Annotated in this window: 20 protein-coding genes and 1 tRNA gene; 7 read left to right on the top strand and 14 right to left on the bottom strand. The window is 46.5% G+C overall.

Annotated elements, in window-relative coordinates:
* Positions 1 to 65: 65 nt before the first annotated feature.
* The 4 genes from ACN0QW_RS09990 to ACN0QW_RS09975 form a co-directional block, all read right to left on the bottom strand.
* The gene (locus ACN0QW_RS09990; protein WP_417431090.1) at positions 66 to 1,256 is read right to left on the bottom strand and encodes a hypothetical protein; all 1,191 of its coding nucleotides are present in this window, start codon (positions 1,254 to 1,256) and stop codon (positions 66 to 68) included.
* A 120-nt stretch (positions 1,257 to 1,376) separates the two neighbouring features.
* Positions 1,377 to 1,604 (bottom strand): hypothetical protein, encoded by a 228-nt coding sequence (locus ACN0QW_RS09985; RefSeq protein WP_417431088.1) that lies wholly within the window; start codon positions 1,602 to 1,604, stop codon positions 1,377 to 1,379.
* A gap of 115 nt (positions 1,605 to 1,719) precedes the next feature.
* Positions 1,720 to 2,667: an ornithine cyclodeaminase family protein gene (locus ACN0QW_RS09980; RefSeq protein WP_417431086.1), complete on the bottom strand. Its 948-nt coding sequence runs from the start codon at positions 2,665 to 2,667 to the stop codon at positions 1,720 to 1,722.
* A 188-nt stretch (positions 2,668 to 2,855) separates the two neighbouring features.
* Positions 2,856 to 3,410, bottom strand: a complete 555-nt coding sequence (locus tag ACN0QW_RS09975; protein ID WP_417431084.1) for a cysteine hydrolase family protein — start codon at positions 3,408 to 3,410, stop codon at positions 2,856 to 2,858.
* Positions 3,411 to 3,466: 56 nt separating this feature from the next.
* On the opposite strand from ACN0QW_RS09975, the gene ACN0QW_RS09970 reads away from it, so the two are divergent.
* The gene (locus ACN0QW_RS09970; protein ID WP_417431082.1) at positions 3,467 to 4,441 is read left to right on the top strand and encodes a GlxA family transcriptional regulator; all 975 of its coding nucleotides are present in this window, start codon (positions 3,467 to 3,469) and stop codon (positions 4,439 to 4,441) included.
* Between the two features lie 81 nt (positions 4,442 to 4,522).
* Here the strand turns inward: ACN0QW_RS09970 and ACN0QW_RS09965 are convergent, their stop codons facing one another.
* The 5 genes from ACN0QW_RS09965 to aroA all read right to left on the bottom strand — a co-directional run bounded on the left by ACN0QW_RS09965 (position 4,523) and on the right by aroA (position 9,276).
* Entirely contained in the window at positions 4,523 to 4,846 is a 324-nt protein-coding gene (locus tag ACN0QW_RS09965; protein ID WP_417431080.1) for a lipopolysaccharide assembly protein LapA domain-containing protein, read from the bottom strand.
* A 28-nt stretch (positions 4,847 to 4,874) separates the two neighbouring features.
* Positions 4,875 to 5,165, bottom strand: coding sequence for an integration host factor subunit beta (ihfB, locus tag ACN0QW_RS09960; RefSeq protein ID WP_299377011.1), 291 nt, complete (start codon positions 5,163 to 5,165; stop codon positions 4,875 to 4,877).
* A 261-nt stretch (positions 5,166 to 5,426) separates the two neighbouring features.
* A complete protein-coding gene (rpsA, locus tag ACN0QW_RS09955; RefSeq protein ID WP_299377008.1) occupies positions 5,427 to 7,118 on the bottom strand; it encodes a 30S ribosomal protein S1 in 1,692 nt (563 codons plus the stop codon).
* 133 nt (positions 7,119 to 7,251) lie between these two features.
* The gene (cmk, locus tag ACN0QW_RS09950) at positions 7,252 to 7,893 is read right to left on the bottom strand and encodes a (d)CMP kinase (RefSeq protein ID WP_417431077.1); all 642 of its coding nucleotides are present in this window, start codon (positions 7,891 to 7,893) and stop codon (positions 7,252 to 7,254) included.
* 57 nt (positions 7,894 to 7,950) lie between these two features.
* Positions 7,951 to 9,276, bottom strand: coding sequence for a 3-phosphoshikimate 1-carboxyvinyltransferase (gene aroA / locus ACN0QW_RS09945; RefSeq protein ID WP_417431075.1), 1,326 nt, complete (start codon positions 9,274 to 9,276; stop codon positions 7,951 to 7,953).
* 348 nt (positions 9,277 to 9,624) lie between these two features.
* Here aroA and ACN0QW_RS09940 point away from each other — a divergent pair, with 348 nt between their 5' ends.
* Together ACN0QW_RS09940 and ACN0QW_RS09935 are read left to right on the top strand one after the other, a co-directional pair.
* Complete coding sequence (locus ACN0QW_RS09940) at positions 9,625 to 9,954, top strand: FYDLN acid domain-containing protein (protein WP_299378628.1); 330 nt, start codon at positions 9,625 to 9,627, stop codon at positions 9,952 to 9,954.
* 117 nt (positions 9,955 to 10,071) lie between these two features.
* Positions 10,072 to 10,147 (top strand) — tRNA-Ala (locus ACN0QW_RS09935).
* A 67-nt stretch (positions 10,148 to 10,214) separates the two neighbouring features.
* Here the strand turns inward: ACN0QW_RS09935 and ACN0QW_RS09930 are convergent.
* Entirely contained in the window at positions 10,215 to 11,180 is a 966-nt protein-coding gene (locus ACN0QW_RS09930) for a LysR substrate-binding domain-containing protein (protein WP_417431073.1), read from the bottom strand.
* A 124-nt stretch (positions 11,181 to 11,304) separates the two neighbouring features.
* Between ACN0QW_RS09930 and ACN0QW_RS09925 the strand changes: the two genes are divergently transcribed.
* Positions 11,305 to 12,297 carry an MBL fold metallo-hydrolase gene (locus ACN0QW_RS09925; RefSeq protein ID WP_417431071.1) on the top strand — a complete coding sequence of 331 codons (993 nt, stop codon included), beginning with the start codon at positions 11,305 to 11,307 and terminating at the stop codon, positions 12,295 to 12,297.
* A 96-nt stretch (positions 12,298 to 12,393) separates the two neighbouring features.
* On the opposite strand, the gene hutG is transcribed toward ACN0QW_RS09925, so the two are convergent.
* On the bottom strand, positions 12,394 to 13,236 hold the full coding sequence (hutG, locus tag ACN0QW_RS09920; protein WP_417431069.1) for an N-formylglutamate deformylase: 843 nt from the start codon (positions 13,234 to 13,236) through the stop codon (positions 12,394 to 12,396).
* 92 nt (positions 13,237 to 13,328) lie between these two features.
* Between hutG and ACN0QW_RS09915 the strand changes: the two genes are divergently transcribed.
* The 3 genes from ACN0QW_RS09915 (at position 13,329) to ACN0QW_RS09905 (ending at position 15,838) form a co-directional block, all read left to right on the top strand.
* Complete coding sequence (locus tag ACN0QW_RS09915) at positions 13,329 to 14,708, top strand: formimidoylglutamate deiminase (RefSeq protein ID WP_417431067.1); 1,380 nt, start codon at positions 13,329 to 13,331, stop codon at positions 14,706 to 14,708.
* A complete protein-coding gene (locus ACN0QW_RS09910; protein WP_417431065.1) occupies positions 14,705 to 15,406 on the top strand; it encodes a GntR family transcriptional regulator in 702 nt (233 codons plus the stop codon). The genes ACN0QW_RS09915 and ACN0QW_RS09910 overlap by 4 nt, the downstream gene beginning before the upstream one ends.
* Positions 15,407 to 15,517: 111 nt before the next feature.
* A complete protein-coding gene (locus ACN0QW_RS09905) occupies positions 15,518 to 15,838 on the top strand; it encodes a hypothetical protein (protein WP_417431063.1) in 321 nt (106 codons plus the stop codon).
* Here ACN0QW_RS09905 and ACN0QW_RS09900 read toward each other — a convergent pair.
* The 3 genes from ACN0QW_RS09900 to ACN0QW_RS09890 all read right to left on the bottom strand — a co-directional run bounded on the left by ACN0QW_RS09900 (position 15,831) and on the right by ACN0QW_RS09890 (position 17,285).
* Positions 15,831 to 16,361, bottom strand: a complete 531-nt coding sequence (locus ACN0QW_RS09900; RefSeq protein WP_299371770.1) for a helix-turn-helix transcriptional regulator — start codon at positions 16,359 to 16,361, stop codon at positions 15,831 to 15,833. The two genes, ACN0QW_RS09905 and ACN0QW_RS09900, sit on opposite strands and share 8 nt — an antisense overlap.
* An 8-nt stretch (positions 16,362 to 16,369) precedes the next feature.
* Positions 16,370 to 16,924, bottom strand: coding sequence for a cytochrome b/b6 domain-containing protein (locus ACN0QW_RS09895; RefSeq protein ID WP_417431061.1), 555 nt, complete (start codon positions 16,922 to 16,924; stop codon positions 16,370 to 16,372).
* Between the two features lie 91 nt (positions 16,925 to 17,015).
* Positions 17,016 to 17,285, bottom strand: a complete 270-nt coding sequence (locus tag ACN0QW_RS09890) for a PepSY domain-containing protein (protein WP_299371764.1) — start codon at positions 17,283 to 17,285, stop codon at positions 17,016 to 17,018.
* Positions 17,286 to 17,558 lie beyond the last annotated feature (273 nt).

Raw genomic sequence — 17,558 nt, 5'->3', positions numbered from 1 at the left:
AAGCGTCACAGGTTACGTTGTGGGCAAGGCGGTTGTTGATAATTTGTCTTTGAACGTTTTATTCTTCACTCAACCGACGTTCCTACGAACGCCGCGGTTCCGCCCAAGAAGGCCATGAACGTAAAGCCTGTCATTTGTAGGGATTGCCCCTTATACCTCGCACGGATCGCAGCGATACTGGCCTGTATGGCATAATACAGGGCAAAGGCCCGTGATGCATAGCTGATGATTTCAAAAACATTAGCTGTCCACGTTAAAAACACTCCGACCCCGACCAGTAGAGCATAAGCTAGCTTTTCAGGTACAAGGCCGTTGGTAGCTTCGGCAAATAGTCCACCAGACCCGCTCGTATCCGCAATCGCCGCACTGAACTGTGCGCTTAGAGCAGCAAAAACCAAAAGCAGCGGCAAGATTGGCGCGACAACCTGCATCAACTCAATAATTGCCGTTTCATCCAAAGATAAGAAGGGGAATTCAAACGCGTAGGTCAAAAGAACAATATAAATACAGTAGATTACGGTAGATATCCACTGTGCTAACTTCATAGAACGTATACGTAAGTGCGCATCATAAGTTGCGCCGAGGTAGCGCGATGTCTCAAACCCCTGAACTGTCACAATCAATCCGGCCATTAATGTAAATGCCGCCCATCCCGAGACTTGTGGTGTGCTGAACTGCAAGGCGTGCTGACCGGTAACCTCTCCGAAATGGACAGCAAGGCCGAATATGAGCCCTGCAATAATGGCTAGTTTCAGGCCGACAGACACTTGTTCCATCCGTTCAAGTGCCGAGTAGCCACGGGTCATACCGGTGAACAAGATTAAAGCGAACACTGCAGTGGTCAGAAGGTTAGCGTGAAATTGGTCGTTGAGCTCAGTCAGGCTTACGCCAAAAGCGCCAAACAAGTTGAGGTAATAAGCAACAGATATGATGAAAGCGAAAGCCAGAACACTGGAAGCTATAGTTTCAAGCCTCACCAATAATTTGGTAGGGGGCGTTTGCGTTGCAATGTCCGCAATGTTAAATCTGATAACACTTCCGAATAGGTAAGCAACTGCGCACAAGCCGACCATAACAAGCGGAGCATATCCGCCGTAGCTGACGTCGAGGATAGGACCGAGAATCAGAAAGCCGCTCCCGATGATAGATGCTAGCGGTGTAATCGTCGCGCGCCAAACCTGTAAATTAGCTAAGCGAGGCCAGATGAGGAGAGCACCAGTTACAATGACAATAGAGAGAATAAGAGCGTTAAGCATCGGAAAGAAAAATCATATTTGTTCTGGTAAAGCAATACAGTATTAATGACTTCACGCTCAGAGCAGAATTTTGCCTATTTTTTGCAACAGCTAAGGTACTTAATATTAATGTGTGAGGCTCTACGCTAATTGAATCGGCTGCTGTATTGAGGATATCTTGAAACTTCGGGTCGACAAAAAGAGGTTCCCACCAACGGCACCTCTGATGGCATTTGGCCCTTGAGCGGAGAATAACTCTTTGCCGAATTTGTTACCGCCGACTTCACCAGAGAGTGCTTTTGCCATCTCTGTTGCTTTATTGATATCCGGGGTGTCAATGGCAACAAAGATACGTTCTTTCGGGGTCATGTTCCGATCTCCAGTAAAGGTTGTTAATCGGAACCCATACCTAACAGAGGTGATCCTGTCGGTCACCCCTGTATTTATCGTAATGAGTACTGATAGATCTTGGCTGATGCCATATTCAAAGGCCGTTAATACGCTTATCTACAAGCTGTGCTGCGGCTAGATCTTCCAGTGCGTGACCAACAGATTTGAAGTAAGTGATTTCTTCTGCAGAACGCCGACCGTTATGTTTGCCTTGGGTAAGGTCAAAGAGGTCTGCTTTGATATCTTCTCTGCTCAGAATACCGCTTTGTAGGGGGATCACAATGTCGCCGCCTTCTTTTGTTGCGCCAGCAAAGGTATCGACAAATATGCTACTTCGTTTGATGACCTCATCATCTGCTTCACGCATATCCGGACGATAGGCGCCGACCAAATCAATATGTTGGCCTGGTTTTAGCCAGCTGCCTGAAATCAGGGGTGTTTTACTTAGGGTTGCACTTGAAATGATGTCAGCCGAAGATACGGCTTTTTCCAAGTTCTCTTCAGCATGAGCCGTGAACCCTAGACTGTTGATTTCTTTTGCGAGGTCTTCGGCCTTTTTCAGATCACGTCCCCAGATTGTGACATCTTTTATGGGCCGTACAGCCGCATGTGCCTGAATAAGATTTGGGGCAAGTACTCCAGTCCCAACCATGGTGAGTTTTGTGCTGTCTGGTCGGGCTAGATAGGACGTTGCCAATGCAGAAGCTGCGGCCGTGCGACGCGCGGTGAGGGTTTTGGCTTCTATGAGCGCTTTGGGAGTGCCAGTATCACCATCAAACAGGATGTAAATGCCTTGAATAGCAGGTAAGTTCTTCTCACCATTTTCAGGGCTTACAGTAACAAGTTTCACGCCGACAGATTTTCCGGATTCCCAAGCAGGCATGAGCAGAAGGGTGGATTCTCTTTTGCCATTGGGCTGTTCCATATCATGATGGTGACGCATGGGAACCGTTATGTTGCTTTGGAAAGCGTCTCTTAGGGCTTCGACAAGAGAAGGGTAGTCTAGGCTTTGTGTAACTTGTTCAGCTGTGATGTTCTGCACGGAATGACCTCGGATTAAAGCGATAGTTCGAATATTTTATACAATGTGAATGCGGAGAGAACCAGCCTTAACGCGTAGAGAGTTTGGAAAATATTATATGTCGTTCTTTTGACGAATACTTTGGCTTTCGTGATACTGAAAAGAGTTGTTCATTCTTTTCAGTATCACGGTCTTTGGTGTCTCTGTCGTTAAGGCAGGCAATCTGACGTAGGCCAGACGTCAGCGTAACTGGAAGACAAAGGTGCCATGATAGATGCATGAACCATGTCAAAGGGCACAGAGATGCTATTATGTTCAATATTTGCCGCGGCGCAGGCATCACATGCCACGGTTACTTTAAATCCCAGGTCAACAGCAGCGCGGACAGTTGCATCTATGCACATTTGGCTCATAGCTCCGCATATTGTTAGGTGCTCAATTTTCCGGTTCCTTATATAATCTTCTAAACCTGTATTTAAGAAGCTGTTTGGTTTCGTTTTTTCAATAATGGCTTCGCCTGTGATGGGGCGTACGCTTTCATGAAGTTCAGCGCCAAGCGTCCTAGGGCGAAAAAAAGGGGCCGTATCTGATGTCATGACATGTTTGACATGGATGATGGGGGTGTTGCTATCGCGTGCTGCCATAAGTAATTTGTTTGCGTTTACGATTGCTTTGTCCATAGCTGGCAGGGGCATTTTACTTCCGCTGAAGCTGGGGAAATAGTCGTTTTGGATGTCAATAAGGAGCAGAGCCGATTTATTCATTTTAATCTCATTTCAGTAAAGGGCTTTATATGCCCTTATCTTTACAGGGGGTAGGCGTGTCTTTACGATTGGCGGATATGACAAATAATGTGCGAATCATGCCAAATATTGTAATTATTGCGTACAAAGGTGTTCAACAATCTGCCCTGTTTGGTTTGGGCGAGATGTTCGAACTGGCTAATCAGTTGATGGGTGATGATGTCGAGCTAAAGATTACTCACCAGGTACAAACATCCTCCTCTTTAGATAACACTCAATGTATTGATGTTGTCATACTTCCACCGAATCTGACGGGTGCGAGAGGATCTGATGATCAAGATTTGCACAGCTGGATCCAAAGACAACACTCTTTTGGCGCAATCATTTGTTCTGCATGTGCGGGAAGTTATTGGTTGGGATATGCGGGGATTTTAGATGATCGACCTGCGACAACGCATTGGGCTCTTGAGGCTGACTTTAAGTCTATTTTCCCAAGGGTGTTGCTTCGTCCTGAACACATTCTGGTTGATGATAATGATATTGTAACTGCTGGAGGCGTTATGGCTTGGGTGGACCTCGGGATTCACTTGATCGGGCGCTGGTGTGGTCCAACGGTAGTCTCGCATATCTGTCGCCAGATGTTAATTGATCCGACAGGTCGAGAGCAGCGAAACTATCGTTCTTTTTGCCCGAATATGGCACACAAGGATCAGGCTGTTCGTGCTTTGCAGCTCTGGATGGAAAGTAATATAAGCGAAGATCTCTCGGTAACGGCGTTGGCTGGTCGGGCCGGACTTTCTATTCGCTCACTACAGCGCAGGTTTTCGAACAGTGCCGGATACTCTGTTAATCAATATGTTCAAGAGCTTCGAATAGAAAAGGCTAAGGGGTTACTTGAGCTAACGAAACTAACGATAAGTGAAGTTTGTTGGTATGTGGGTTATCAAGATGTGTCGGCCTTCAACCGCCTGTTCAAATCTATTTCAGGGCTAAGTGCTGGGCGTTATCGGCAGCGTTTCAAGATCAATCATACTCAACAAGGGCAAAGCTAACAGATGTTCTGTGAATCGTTGAATTGCTTCTATTGATAAGGGGGTGAAGAGGGTGTGTTCGGTTTCACTCTAAGTAAACTGTTATACAGGAAGTGAGTTAGCCTGTTCTTTTTCTTGTAACTTTTTAAGTTCTGCGCGCTCAAAAGAGAGATCTCGTTGCAAGTCTAACACTTTCCATTCAGCTGCTTTTGCACGTCTTCGGGTCGCGGCGCTGGATAGCCATGCGATAACGGCACCCGCAAGAATACCGAGACCAACGGAGATAAGAATGATGAGATAAAGCGGGTAATCAAACTGGAGCCCGAAAGGCCATATTTCCAATGTAACATCCTGACGGTTGTTAACTGCCAAGAGGAGAATAGCCAGTGTTATAGGGGCTGTGAGTACCCAACTAAATCGTTTCACTTATTTCGAACCATGTTTGGGGTATTTGTTAGCTATCTACGCCATTGTTTAGGCGTTCGCGTAGCTGTTTACCCGTTTTGAAAAATGGAATGTGCTTGGAATCTACTTCGACGGATTCGCCTGTGCGTGGATTGCGGCCAACACGGGCATCGCGATGCTTGACGGAAAAAGCTCCGAAACCGCGAAGTTCGACCCGATTGCCGTCTGCGAGTGCGGTAGAAATTTCGTCAAAGATGGTTGTGACAATTCTTTCTACGTCCCGGTGATAGAGGTGTGGGTTTTGCTCTGCGATATGCTGAATGAGCTCTGACTTGGTCATGCCTTACGTCTCCCTGTAGCTGTTACCGAAGTAGATCGAATACCCGTCTCTTACACCTCGGATTATCCGGCGTCTAATTCTGACTCTAAGCTTTTATTGCCGTAATTTTAGTCCTGTTCTGGTAAAGGGTGCCAGAGCCTGAAAAATCCGTCAAGTCTAAGTCATTAAGAATAAAGCATTTCCCCTATATAAAAGTGATTTTAATGCAAAAAAGGCCCGGTGAGTGAACACCGGGCCTTTTTTCGAGCTGAAAATTTCAGCTTATTTTTTGTCTTCCGCAGCTTTGGAAAGAGCTTCACCGAGAATATCGCCGAGGCTAGCGCCAGAGTCTGTTGAACCGTAATCAGCCATTGCCTGTTTCTCTTCAGCAGCTTCGTGCTGTTTGATGGACAGAGCAATTTTGCGTGATTTAGAATCGATGTTTGTGATACGTGCGTCGATTTTTTCGCCAACTGCGAAACGATCTGTGCGCTGTTCACTACGCTCACGAGAAAGTTCAGTTTTGCGGATTGTGCCAGTAGCACCATCAGCGATTTGAACTTCAAGAGCACCATCTGTAACGGCTGTAATAGTACAGGTAACAACAACACCTTTTTTCAGACCTTCTACTGAACCTGCGAAAGGATCAGAGCTGAGCTGTTTGATGCCAAGGCTGATACGTTCTTTGTCAACGTCAACGTCGAGAACTTTAACCTTAACCATGTCACCTTTGTTGTATTCTTTTACAGCTTCGTCACCGGAAAGTTCCCAGTTCAGATCTGAAAGGTGAACCATGCCGTCGATTTCGCCTGGAAGACCAACAAACAGACCGAATTCGGTGATGTTTTTGATTTCGCCTTCAAGCTCGGATTCAGCAGGGTGGTTTGCCTGGAATGACTCCCATGGGTTGGAAGAACATTGTTTCAGACCAAGGCTGATACGACGTTTTGATTCGTCAACATCAAGTACCATAACAGCAACTTCCTGGCTCGTAGAAACGATTTTTCCAGGGTGGATGTTTTTCTTGGTCCAAGACATTTCAGAAACGTGAACAAGACCTTCGATACCAGCTTCTAGTTCAACAAAGGCACCGTAGTCAGTGATGTTGGTCACGCGACCTTCAAGTTTCGCACCCATTGGGTATTTAGCAGCAACGCCATCCCAAGGATCTGTCTCAAGCTGTTTCATGCCAAGGCTGATACGCTGAGTTTCAGCGTTGAAACGGATAACCTGAACATCAACCTGTTGGCCGATAGTCAGTTTTTCACTTGGGTGGTTGATACGTTTCCATGAAATGTCAGTAACGTGCAACAGACCGTCAACGCCACCAAGATCAACGAAGGCACCGTAATCAGTGATGTTTTTAACAACACCCTGAAGAACCTGACCTTCATTAAGGTTCTGGATAAGCTCTGAACGTTGTTCTGCACGTGTTTCTTCCAGAACAGCGCGACGGGAAACAACGATGTTACCACGTGCGCGATCCATTTTTAGGATCTGGAATGGCTGTGCATTGCCCATCAATGGGGAAACGTCACGAACTGGGCGGATGTCAACCTGGCTGCCTGGCAAGAATGCCACGGCGCCGGAAAGGTCAACTGTGAAGCCACCTTTAACACGACCAAAGATAACGCCGTTAACGCGCTCATTGTCGCCAAAGGATTTTTCAAGCTGTGTCCAGGCTTCTTCACGCTTCGCTTTATCACGGGAGATCATAACGTCCCCGTTTTTGCTTTCCATGCGCTCGAGGTAAACTTCTACCTCATCCCCGACTTTAACTTCGGGAGCCTGACCAGCGTCAGCAAATTCTTTAAGTGCAACTCGGCCCTCAGATTTGAGGCCTACATCAACAAGGGCAACGTCGCCTTCGATGGCAACGATCATGCCTTTAAGTACATTACCTTCCAGACGATCGGATTGACCGAGGGATTCGTCTAGTAGGTCGGCAAAGCTTTCAACAGCTGCTTCAGCCATGGGTTAATATTCCTTTCAAAAGGTTCGCACTATACAGGCCGGCCGGTTTTTCCGGCGGTCTACCCAGGACCATCCCGGGCTAGTAAAATTATACTGAGAGAAACACGAGGTACCTGATAAAGATACCTTTGCTCTAAAGTGAAAGGCGCTCGTTTACGAGTGACTTTGCTGCTTCAAAAGCCTTATTGGCATCCATATCGCTGGTATCCAAAGTGACCGCATCTTCTGCTGCCCGTAAGGGAGCTGTGTCACGATTACGGTCCCGTTCATCACGTTCACGTAAATCTTCCAGTACGCGGGCGTATATAGACGCATCGCCGCGATCAAGCAACTCTTTATGTCTGCGCTTGGCACGGACTTCCGGCGTTGCAGAGATAAAGAGTTTGATTTCTGCGTCCGGGCAAACGACAGTTCCGATATCTCGTCCGTCCAGAACAACGCCTAAGTGATTGTTTGGCGGTGTTTTTGCAAAATTACGTTGAAACTCCAACAGAGATTTCCGTACTTCCTGATTGGCCGCAACGATTGAAGCTGCTTGGCCAACTTTTTCATCACGAAGATCATGTCGATTGATATCGTCCGCGGTAAAGCCATCCGCAACCTTTGCAGCAACGACGGAGTCGTTAGGGTCGCTTCCGCGTTCAAGAATGAGGGATGCTACCGCTCTGTAGAGAGAGCCAGTATCCAGATAAGCAAAATTCATTGCGGCGGCGAGACGACGCGCCAGTGTTCCCTTGCCAGATGCAACAGGACCATCAATAGCGATAACAGGCAAAGTCTTTTCCTTTTAATCCAACCGTGAGTTGGGTTTTTGTCTTGCGGTTTATTAAAACTAACCGATTTTTGCGCCTAGACCGTTCATGAGTTTGGCAAAGTCTGGGAAGCTGGTATCAATTGCATCAGCATCAAGAACTTTTACAGATTCTTTTGCCGCCATCCCCATAACGAGAAAGCTCATGGCAATACGATGATCAAAGTGTGTTGTTATGGTGCCGCCACCTTGAACGCCTGCGGGTGATCCTTCGACAATCAGATAGTCGTCGCCTTCTTCGCAGACAATACCACAGGCCTTAAGGCCATTGGCAACGGCAGATAGGCGATCACTTTCTTTGACCCGGAGTTCACCAAGCCCTTCCATGATGGTTTTCCCTTCGGCAAAAGAAGCGGCAATCGCGAGAATCGGATATTCATCAATCATAGACGGCGCACGTTCTGCGGGTACGGTGATGCCTTTGAGTTTACTGGCGCGAACAATGAGATCTGCGACAGGTTCACCTGCCTCAGTGCGTTCGTTTTCCAGCGTAATGTCAGCACCCATTTCTTTCAAGGTGATGTAAATTCCATTGCGATGCGGATTCATGCCGATACCGGGTAGGTGCAGCTCAGACCCTTCGTTGATCAGGGCGGCAACGGTTGGAAATGCTGCTGAAGACGGGTCCGAAGGGACGTGTACATCGGCTGCTTTAAGTTCTGGTTGCCCTACAATAGTCGTTTCTCTGCCTTCGTCCGTTTGGGTCACGCGTACTTCCGCGCCAAAGTGACGGAGCATAAGTTCCGTATGGTCCCGGGTGTGTTCTGTTTCGATGACGGTTGTTTCGCCGGGAGTATTTAGTCCGGCCAACAAGATACAAGATTTTACCTGAGCTGATGCCATAGGCAATTTGTAACGGATTGGCATCGGTGTTTCAGCACCCTTTACCATCAGGGGAAGTCGTTGTCCGGAACGGCAACTAACCTGTGTGCCCATTTCAGCAAGGGGATTGGCAACCCGCCCCATTGGACGTTTTCTGAGCGACGCATCCCCGGTCATGAAAGTTGTGATTGGATGGCTACCAAGAATACCCATCAGCAATCGTGCAGATGTACCTGAATTTCCCATGTCCAACACATCTTCGGGTTCGCAAAGGCCACCGATTCCACGTCCTTCAATATGCCATACGCCTTGATCGTCGCGCTCTACATTGGCACCTAAAGCACGCATGGCTTTGGCGGTCGCCAGCACATCTTCGCCTTCAAGCATGCCAAAAACGTTGGTTTTTCCAATGGCAAGTGCCCCAAACATTAAAGATCTGTGCGAAATAGATTTGTCGCCGGGAACTTTAACGGTGCCTTTGAGGGAAGAGCCTGGGGTTGAAGACAGAGAGTTTTCGCTGGTCATGAGTGTATTCCGTATTTCGCATTCCAGATTCGCCATTGTTTGGCATTTGGCGAATCTGCTGTGTGATAAAAATTTGTTCCAATTATCCCGTCACAAATCTTTTTCGCGTGTTCAGATCCTAAAGGATTGTTTCGGGTCTCTTTTATAGAGGAAAGTAGCTTTTTACCAGAGCTTGATACGTATAAAGATGATGCTTTGGTGTAATAAAGGTTCGAAGAGTGAATTTTTTTTCACAGTATTTAAATTGTCATTCACCCTTTGTTGACAGTCTGTGGTGATCATGGCATTTGCAGTTTTTTCGAAAACCATTGTGTGGTTGTTACAAAATTTTAGTTGGAGGATCTGGCTGTGAGTAAGCCGGAATGGGGTAGCAAACGTAGCTGTCTAAGCTGTAAGGCAAAATTTTACGATTTTCTGAAATCGCCAATCGTGTGTCCCAAATGTGGGACTGAATTGGATTTGAGCGCCAAATCAAGCCAGCCGAAGCAAACCGCTAAGGCAGAGGCTGAAGACGCGAATGAAGCGCAGGATGTTGATCTGGATACATCTGATAATGTTGTGGACTTCCCGGATGAGGAAGAATTGCTTCACATTGATGACGGTGATGATCTTGACCCGGATGATGATGAAGATCTTCAGGGTGTAAGCGCCGGCGCTGGCGGTATCAGCGACGACTAAGTCGATAAGATTCTGACAGGAACAGAGCTTTTCTTTTCGCTAGGAAAATTTTTTCTTGCCAAGGAGGAAAAGACGGCATATTTTCCGCCGCATCAGCTGTTTTGCGGCGGATAAATTGGGGCCATAGCTCAGCTGGGAGAGCGCTTCGCTGGCAGCGAAGAGGTCAGGAGTTCGATCCTCCTTGGCTCCACCATCAAAACCCATTGCCTAAAGCAATGGGTTTTGTTTTTTCTGATCAATTTTTTAATTAATTTCTTTGCCTAGATAACATCTAACAGTTTTTCGGCTGGTTGGTCGCTGTCCATACGCCATTTTCCGCCCCGCGCTGGGGTAATCCCATCCAGATTAATAATCGTTGAGAGCATGCGGTCGATAAATACTTCGGTCCGTCTGGTCAAAGATTGCCGCGAAGGGTAGAGCAGATAAATAGGTTTGGATGGAACAGTGTATGCTGGCAATACTCGCTCTAACTTACCTTCTGCCAGCTGCTCTTTTATCAGCAGGTAAGGAAGCTTTGTGTAACCGATTCCTCTAGTCAGGGCGTTGAGGATGACATCGGGATTATCAAAGGTATAGTTTGATTGTACTTCTGCGAGATATTCTTGTTTGTCTTTTTTGACGATTTGCTTGGTTACTTTTTTTTCATCACGGTACTGAATCATGGGTATTTCGGCGAGATCTTGAGGGGTTTGAGGGCGTCCGTAACGATCCAGAAAGTCAGGTGTTGCGACGAGCATTAGTTGTAAGTCTCCGATCTTGCGGGCTAGAGCATCGGATTTTCCGAGCGATCCTACACGGACCGCCAGATCAATTCGATCCTTCACTAAATCCGCAAGTTGATCACTGAGTTTCAGGGATATATTGAGTTCGGGATACTGACTTTGAAGTTCAAAAACGATCGGGGCGACAAGGCTTTGTCCGATTGCCAAAGGTGCTGTAATCCGAAGCGGTCCGGTGAGGCTTTCGTCCAGATTTTTCAGCTCTTCATGGAGCTTGTTTACTTGGCTGAGGATATTATCCGCACTGTTGTAAACGACCAGCCCGGCTTCAGTAGGTTTTACGCCCCGTGATGTTCTGAACAGCAGTTCTTTCTGAAGAATACTTTCCAGTAAAGTAATCTGTTGGCTAACTGCTGGTTGGCTAATGTTGAGTACCTTGGCTGCCCCTGATAATGAGCCCTTGTCGATAGAGGTTATAAAGGTTTGAAAGAGCTGCAGTCGATCCATGGTTATCCTTCAGTATAAGCAGTGCTTATATAAGGTATAGGCATAAAGCCTCTCCCGATCCAGAAAATTATACTGATATTAAGCGGTATTGATTTGGATAACAGTGATATCGGGAAATTTGGATATGACACTTTCAAGACGCGATCTACTCAGAAGCTCACTCTTAACCGGGGGGGCGGGACTTGTTGCTTCAATGGCATCACTGTCTGTGCCGATGCCGGGTTTTGCCGCGGCCCCGAAAGCAGGTGTGCAAACGACAGGAGCGTATCGTTTTTCTGTTGGTAAATTTGAAATAACGGCTCTGCTTGATGGTTATATTGACGCTGGAGCGGATCTGATCCCCAATTACGATCCCGAGGTGGCAAAACAGCTATACAAAGATCAGTTCCGGACTCCGCCAGTTGATAAAATTCGGGTTCCAATTAATTCTTTTGTGGTGAATACGGGGGAGAAAATCATCCTGATTGATTCAGGTACCGCAGACAATATGGGGCCAACGCTTGGACAGTTTACAGATAATCTGAAAGCTGCGGGTATCGCACCTGAATCGGTCGATGCTATTCTCTTAACCCATATGCATGTGGATCATATCTCTGGCATTACGTCAAAAGAAGGAAAAGCGCACTTTCCTAATGCTGAATTGATTGTGCATAAAAAAGATTGGGATTTTTGGCATGACGACAGCTACATGTCTCAAGCATCTGACTTCCTGAAAACCAATTCTGCAAATGCAAAAGCAATGTCTGCACCTTATTCGAAACGCCTGACGCTTATTGATAAAGATGGCGAAGTTTTACCGGGCATTGAGGCTGTGGCGTTGCCCGGACATACGCCCGGACATACCGGGTTTGTTTTACGTTCAGAGAATCAGGAGGTGTTGATTTGGGGGGATGTTGTTCACTTCACCGCGTTGCAATTCCAGCATCCTGAATGGAGCATCGCGTTTGATATTGATATGCAACAAGCTGAACAAACCCGCCGTAGAATGCTTGATTGGGTGAGCGCTGACAGAGTAGCCGTTCTTGGGAGCCACCTTGAGTTTCCAGGCCTTGGGCATGTTGCTCGAGAGAGAGATAACTATCGTTATCATCAGTCGAGTTGGCAGTATCAACTATAATTAAAAAATGTCGGGCTGTATACTGGCGTGTATGCAGCTCGAATTCCTATTAAACGTTCAGTTGTGTTAGGCTGCAATACTTTGTGATTACAGATCTTATCCTAGAGATGCTAGTTGCTTTGCTTCAACCAATTTCGAGATTGTTTTTAAAATATCTTTCAGGTAGGGACGCAGGACCGCAGCTTTTTTCTTGTCATAATCAAAGGGCAGGTTTTCTTCTCTTAGGTGTGTTCGTTGGGCGAGTTCCATTTGGATCGCGTGGATATTGTTATGAGGCTGCCCATAGTGGCGGGTTGTCCAGCCGCCTTTGAAGCGTGCGTTAAGAACCGTACTGTATTCAGAGGCATTTTTGCAGATGTTCCCGACGCTATCTTCAATTAGCTTGTTACAAGTCTCTCCGTTGTTTGTGCCGATGTTGAAATCAGGTAACAGTCCGTCAAAGAGAAACGGAATGGTGGACCTGATAGAGTGGCAATCATAGAGAATGGCTGTGCCATGAATGTTGCGAACGCGTTCAAGCTCTGCTTGTAGGGCCGCATGATAGGGGGCGTGGAAGTCTAGACGGCGTTTTTCAATTTCAGCTTCATCCGGCGCGCAACCGTCTTGGTAAATGGGTTGGTTGTCAAAATCGGTCAAAGGACATAGGCCTGTTGTGTTCTGTCCGGGATATAGGCTGACACCGGAAGGATCGCGGTTGGCATCAATGGCATAGCGATGAAAGTTTGCTTTGACGATTGTTACATCTGGCAGAAGATCGGCGTAAAGCTGGTCAATATGCCAATCCGTATCGGCAAGATTTTTTCCGTTAGCATTTAACCTAGTTAAAATTTCTTCAGGAAGCCAGGTCCCCGTATGGGGCATGCCCAGCACAACCGGACTATTCCCGCTTGTGACGCTTACCGGAGGCATCGATCTCTCGAAAGTAGAGGTGAAAGGCATGAAACTCTCTTTTCGTCGCTTGATAAGGTCTATCTTTATTTGTATTATGTCTGCACATAATATTTTGTCAAGCGATGGCGAGGAGCAGGGAAGTGAGACATCTGTGGGCAGAACAAGCACTTACGCAAAGCGGATGGCAGCGGGATGTGCATGTTGTAATTGGTGATGACGGACGGATTTCTTCGGTTGAAACCGGTGTCGCTGAATCTTCTGTTCGTATGCAGGCGGATAAACTTGGTGCACTTTTACCATCGCCAACTAATCTTCACAGCCATGCTTTTCAGCGCGCGATGGCTGGGATGACGGAAACCAAGGGTCCAGATCCTAAAGACAGTTTCTGGACTTGGCGAAAGCTTATGTATCGCTTTTTGGGTCACTTAAGCCCTGATGATATCGAGGCGATTACAGCCTATATGCAGATGGAAATGCTGGAAGCGGGCTATGCAGCGGTCTGTGAATTTCATTACTTACATCATCAGCCTGGTGGCGTGGCGTATGACAATATTGGGGAGCTTTCCCATCGAATCATTGCGGCATCAAAAGAAACGGGAATGGGGTTGACGCTTTTGCCTGTTCTCTACGAACACGGTGGATGTGATGGTCGCACATTGGGGGCGGGACAAATCAGGTTTGGGAACACGCCGGATAGATTCCAAAAACTCTTTGAAGCCGCAGCGATAGAACTCAAAACATTACCGGATGACACAAGATTAGGTGTTGCGCCTCATTCTCTTCGGGCTGTTAGCCAGCAAGGGATGCACTTTGCAACAGGACTTGCGCCGGCAGCACCCTTGCATATGCATATTGCTGAACAAACAGCCGAGATCGAAGAGATCCAATCTGCATGGGGTAAACGCCCCGTAGAGTGGTTGCTGGAAAATCATGCTGTGGACGAACGTTGGTGCTTGATACACTGCACCCATATGGAACCACACGAAACCGAAGGTCTGGCACGGACAAATGCTATTGCTGGTTTATGTCCGATAACCGAATCAAGTCTGGGGGACGGTATTTTTGACGGCGTTCGCTATGTTAATGCTGGTGGCCGTTTTGGTGTTGGCTCTGATTCAAACATTCGCATTTCTCTATCGGAAGAGTTACGGACGCTGGAATATTCGCAACGCCTTCGCGATCGGGGGCGGGCGGTTTTTGCGACCAAAGAAAAATCTACAGGCCGTGTTTTGATGGATGCAGTTGTTGCGGGTGGATCGCAAGCTGGGCAACGCGAATCTGGTGCCATCGCAGTTGGGCAACGTGCGGATCTTTTCGCTCTGGATATGAATGCTGTTGATTTGTTGGGCAAAGAGGGTGATGCCATTTTGGATAGCTATATATTTGCAGGCGATGACCAAATGATCACTGATGTCTGGTCAGCAGGCCGTCATCTGGTAAAAGAGGGATACCATATAAAACGGGATCAAATTGTTACCCGCTACAAAAAAACAATGATGTCATTAAAGGACCGGATTTGACCGTAACAGAGATCAATAGCTGGCAAAGTGTAAAAGCCGAGGTTATGCGCCGGATAATTGAACGGATCTGGCTGCCGGGCGACATGATCCCCAATGAAATTGACTTAGCTGAAGAATTTGGGTGTGCACGTGCGACGGTTAACCGGGCGATGCGTGCCTTGGCCGATGAGGGATTGTTGGAACGTCGTCGCAAGGCGGGGACACGTGTGGCATTGAATCCAATTCGGAAAGCAACATTGGAAATCCCAATCACAAGGTTGGAAGTCGAACAAAGGGGATGGGCGTGGCGTCACACTGTTCTTGAACGGTCAGAGACACCGCCTTCGGTTGCTGTGGCAAGTCGTCTTGGATTGTCTGACAAGGTTGAGATGTTGCATGTTCGCAGCCTGCATTATGCTGATAATCAACCCTTCCTTTACGAAGATCGTTGGGTGAACTTATCCGAAGTTTCGGCTATTCGTGATGTGAACTTGCAAGAGATTGATGCAAACGAATGGCTGGTCCAAAATACGCCTTTAACAAAGGGTGATATTTCCTTTTCTGCCGCGAATGCGACCAGCCAAGAAGCTGAGCTGTTGCAAGCTGTCGAAGGGGAAGCCATTTTTGTGATTGATCGTACAACATGGAACGGCAATATTCCGGTAACAATCGTCCGCTTGGCCTATGCGCCCGGCTATCGCATGCATACAGAGATTTAAGAGTTTTATACCCGAGTAATTTCCTGTGACATTCTGTCACTTTGTTGTTTGTTAATCGCATTCCTATTTTAGCTGCATCTTATACCCGACTAAAATACTATGAGAATGTGCATGACTGATACAACCGCTCAAAGTTTGACTTCCTCAATACCTGACAAGCTGACATCTGATGAACCCAAGTTTTTCCAGCTCGTTTATGCTGTGCCGCTTATTGGTTCTTTTTTCAAAGAGCTCTTGGATCCTAATTCGGATGCGACGTTGTATTTCCTGCTTAATGTCGTGCTCGTGTGGATTTTTTGCGGGGCATTCTGGGGGATTCAAGGTGTGTTTGCCGTGGCTTTATGCCTTGTTCCAATAATGTTTATCGTGATTTTCCGGATTACACTTGGAAAAGTACCCGTTTCTGAAGCTGAAGATAGAAAAATTAATTAGGGGTAATGAGCTCTTCGCTCAGGAGTTCTTCTATAAAAAAACTTAATAACTGAGGGCGACCGGATACGTTTGCTTTGTTATAGATGGCATTGCACTGGGCTTTGACAGTTCCTTCCCGTGTTTGGCGCAGATTTGCGATATCTGTGAATGACATCCCCTTGATAAGAAACAAGGCAACATCTTGTTCGGCAGGCGTTAATTTCCATTCCCCGAAGTATTGATCGAGCATGGATATAAAAGCACCAGAAGCAATTTTTATTTGCTGTTCTATTCGCCGTTGCCGTTGGAGCATGTGGCGTATTTGTATCGCTGTATAGGCAATACTGACTGACAGGGCGATTACAACCAGAAATTCAATAATGTCGTGGTCAAATTCAGCAAAAATGTCATGAGCAAATAAGAGATCACCGATAACATCAGACAGGAAGAAAAGGGTGCAGATAATTTGAATGATTAACAAACCCCATAATGTTCCTGCTCTTTCATGAAAGGGCTGTGATGTTTTATGGGGATCGTTATTCATAAATTTACTCATGTTTGTATCGTGGTGCCATTTGGCTCTTTAGTACTTGGGAGAGATTTTTTACCCGTAAGCATTGCTTTGATAATATTGATTTTAGATCGTTTTGTCTCCCAAGCAACGCCCAACAGATGAAAGGCTACAGAGATCATGGCGTAATTTGCTAAGAACTCGTGAATTTCTTCGAGCCACTTCATGCCCCAGAACATATCTGTTTCAGCTAAAATACCAGTTAAACAGATTAGGCTGAGTGATCCCAACAGATTAAATACCATAAGTGCGCCAAGCGGGTTGTGACCAAGATGAATATCTTTTTCCTGAAACAGGATACGACGCAGGTGTTCTTTTACACTTTCCTTGCTTGGGGTAAAATTTGTAAAGCGTGCGTGGTAACTGCCAATAAATCCCCAGATAAAACGGAGAGCTAGTAGTCCAAGAAGAATATACCCCAGGTAACGGTGGGGCGTGCCGCCATCTTCAGTAACTAAGAAGTTGGCTAGAAAGAGGATTGCGATACTGGCATGAAAAAGGCGGATAAATAAATCCCAGACTTTAACATTTTGCATAAGGCCTCCGGTAATATTCAATTCTAACAGGATAAAAAATGATGGAGGGGCTTAATCACCCCTCCGAAGTAAGAGATAGAGCTAGAAAAATTTAATCGTCTTCTTTTACTTTAACGATGTTGCCAGTGTTGGGATCGACGTAAATTTCATAGCGAATGCCGTCTTTCAAAGCATAGGCTTCGAGATATTCATCTTCGACCTCGATTTCCCGTACTTCATATCCCTGAGTTTGCAATAGGTCCGTTATTTCAGTCTTGGACTTTCCGACATAGGTGCCGTCGAGGCTATGGGCAAAAGCGACACCAGCGAGAGTGAAAATTCCGATAGAAGAAAAGAGAATGGTTTGTTTCAGCTGCTTCATGTTTAGTTCCTAGGTTTGTGTTCGTGATGAACAAGAACCTGAGGGGGAACACCTGAAAAATCTATTGAACTTTGGCTTATCTTGCTGGATTTATATCAAAAGTTTATGCCCAGTTTATAAGGGTTTATTCGTAACAGGTAGTGGATGATAAATTTCTGTGTAACTTTGTTAACTCAGAAGAAATAGAAAAGTACGATAAAATAGCAGAGCCCCTTGCCTGTGTTGTATAACAGGCAAGGGGCTCATTGAGTTTGAATACTCTTCTGGTGTTGT

Source organism: Kiloniella sp. (genome assembly GCF_048259265.1).
GTDB lineage: Bacteria > Pseudomonadota > Alphaproteobacteria > Kiloniellales > Kiloniellaceae > Kiloniella.
This window is presented reverse-complemented; position numbering and strand designations above follow the sequence as displayed.

What these genes read in the sequence shown, in the direction of transcription:
- ACN0QW_RS09990 (WP_417431090.1), bottom strand. Translation starts at nt 1,256, where the DNA reads ATGCTTAACGCTCTTATTCTCTCTATTGTCATTGTAACTGGTGCTCTC.
- ACN0QW_RS09985 (WP_417431088.1), bottom strand. Translation starts at nt 1,604, where the DNA reads ATGACCCCGAAAGAACGTATCTTTGTTGCCATTGACACCCCGGATATC.
- ACN0QW_RS09975 (WP_417431084.1), bottom strand. Translation starts at nt 3,410, where the DNA reads ATGAATAAATCGGCTCTGCTCCTTATTGACATCCAAAACGACTATTTC.
- ihfB (WP_299377011.1), bottom strand. Translation starts at nt 5,165, where the DNA reads ATGACCAAGTCAGAGCTCATTCAGCATATCGCAGAGCAAAACCCACAC.
- rpsA (WP_299377008.1), bottom strand. Translation starts at nt 7,118, where the DNA reads ATGGCTGAAGCAGCTGTTGAAAGCTTTGCCGACCTACTAGACGAATCC.
- aroA (WP_417431075.1), bottom strand. Translation starts at nt 9,276, where the DNA reads ATGACCAGCGAAAACTCTCTGTCTTCAACCCCAGGCTCTTCCCTCAAA.
- ACN0QW_RS09930 (WP_417431073.1), bottom strand. Translation starts at nt 11,180, where the DNA reads ATGGATCGACTGCAGCTCTTTCAAACCTTTATAACCTCTATCGACAAG.
- ACN0QW_RS09925 (WP_417431071.1), top strand. Translation starts at nt 11,305, where the DNA reads ATGACACTTTCAAGACGCGATCTACTCAGAAGCTCACTCTTAACCGGG.
- hutG (WP_417431069.1), bottom strand. Translation starts at nt 13,236, where the DNA reads ATGCCTTTCACCTCTACTTTCGAGAGATCGATGCCTCCGGTAAGCGTC.
- ACN0QW_RS09905 (WP_417431063.1), top strand. Translation starts at nt 15,518, where the DNA reads ATGACTGATACAACCGCTCAAAGTTTGACTTCCTCAATACCTGACAAG.
- ACN0QW_RS09900 (WP_299371770.1), bottom strand. Translation starts at nt 16,361, where the DNA reads ATGAATAACGATCCCCATAAAACATCACAGCCCTTTCATGAAAGAGCA.
- ACN0QW_RS09895 (WP_417431061.1), bottom strand. Translation starts at nt 16,924, where the DNA reads ATGCAAAATGTTAAAGTCTGGGATTTATTTATCCGCCTTTTTCATGCC.
- ACN0QW_RS09890 (WP_299371764.1), bottom strand. Translation starts at nt 17,285, where the DNA reads ATGAAGCAGCTGAAACAAACCATTCTCTTTTCTTCTATCGGAATTTTC.